Consider the following 1383-nt stretch of genomic DNA (forward strand, 5'->3'; position numbering starts at 1 on the left):
TCGGGGTCGTTAAGCTCACAAAAGAAATTTGCAAACTCTCGTCCAGCTATAAATAATTCAATTCTGTCGCTGTATTCAGGTTCGTCATCTTTCCTTCTTGATAAGGGTGAAACAGAAGATGGGTAGTCCTTAACAAACGTAGGTTGCCATAATTCACTTTCAACGTGCTGTTCAAAAAGCTCGAGAAGCACTTTACCCCATGACCAGTCGTTCTCAAATTTTGTGTTGTTAGCTTTAGCAACAGCAAAGATATCATCCTTTGTTTTAATTTTGACGTTAAGTTTTGCTTCAACTAATTCTTTTAAAGATTTGATTTGAAAATCGTCCTTTAAGTTGAGCTCTTTATCTTGATACGTAATAGTTAAATTATCATTGACCACTCCCACTGCATCTTGGACAATTTTTTGAACCAATTTAGTGGTTCTCTCTAATGTGCCATAGGCTTCGTAGAATTCCAACATAGTAAATTCTGGATTATGTATGGTAGAGATTCCCTCATTTCGAAAATTTCTATTGATCTCGAAAACTTTCTCAAACCCACCAACGAGTAACCTCTTCAAATAAAGTTCAGGAGCAATTCTAAGGTACAACTCTTTATCAAGAGTATTATGATGAGTTTTAAATGGTCTGGCATTAGCGCCTCCTGGTATTGGGTGCATCATAGGTGTTTCTACCTCTAAAAAACTTTCACTTTGCATATTGTTTCTTATTGATTCTATGATTTTGGTCCTTTTGATGAAGGTTTCTCTTGCCTCTGAATTACTCATGAGATCGACGTATCTTTTACGGTAAATAGTCTCAATATCGGTAAGGCCTGCATGCTTCTCAGGCATTGGATTTAAGGACTTAGTTAGAAGTTGAAATTTTTTAACTTCTACGGTTAATTCATCAGTTTTTGTTCGAAACAATGGGCCTGATAGACCCACAATATCTCCTAAATCGAACTCTTTTATTGCGGTGTAGTGTTCACCTAAATTGTCGGCAGAAAAATATACTTGAATTCGTCCAGATTGATCTTCCAAGGTCATAAATGCAACCTTCCCCATGACTCTCTTTAAAACTATGCGACCTGCAGTTTGCATATCGACCTTTTTAGCAATCAGTTCTTCTTTGGTTTTAGGGCCAAATTCATTAACAACATCACCAATTAAATCTATTTTTTTAAAATCGTTTGGGAACTTGAAACCCTCAGCTCTTAGCTTGGCAAGTTTCCCTGCTCTATCTTTCTGAACCTTAGTAAAATCTTTAGTATCCATTCTTTAAACTTTCTTTGACGAAGTTATTAATTTTACCATCTAAAACCGCTTGCGTATTTGTTTCCTCATGCTTTGTTCGAAGATCTTTTATTCTTGATTGATCAAGCACATAAGATCTAATTTGATT

Annotated in this window: 1 protein-coding gene and 1 pseudogene; both read right to left on the reverse strand. The window is 35.8% G+C overall.

Going from position 1 to position 1383, the window contains the following annotated elements:
• A partial coding sequence (lysS, locus tag B4237_RS08905; RefSeq protein WP_286942774.1) for a lysine--tRNA ligase occupies positions 1–1256 on the reverse strand: 1256 nt, incomplete at its 3' end.
• Positions 1246–1383 (reverse strand): annotated as a pseudogene (gene prfB, locus B4237_RS08910) (peptide chain release factor 2); the annotation flags it as partial. The pseudogene prfB and the gene lysS, both read right to left, overlap by 11 nt.

The sequence above is a fragment of the Acinetobacter sp. UBA6526 genome (genome assembly GCF_002434875.1).
GTDB lineage: Bacteria > Pseudomonadota > Gammaproteobacteria > Pseudomonadales > Moraxellaceae > Acinetobacter > Acinetobacter venetianus.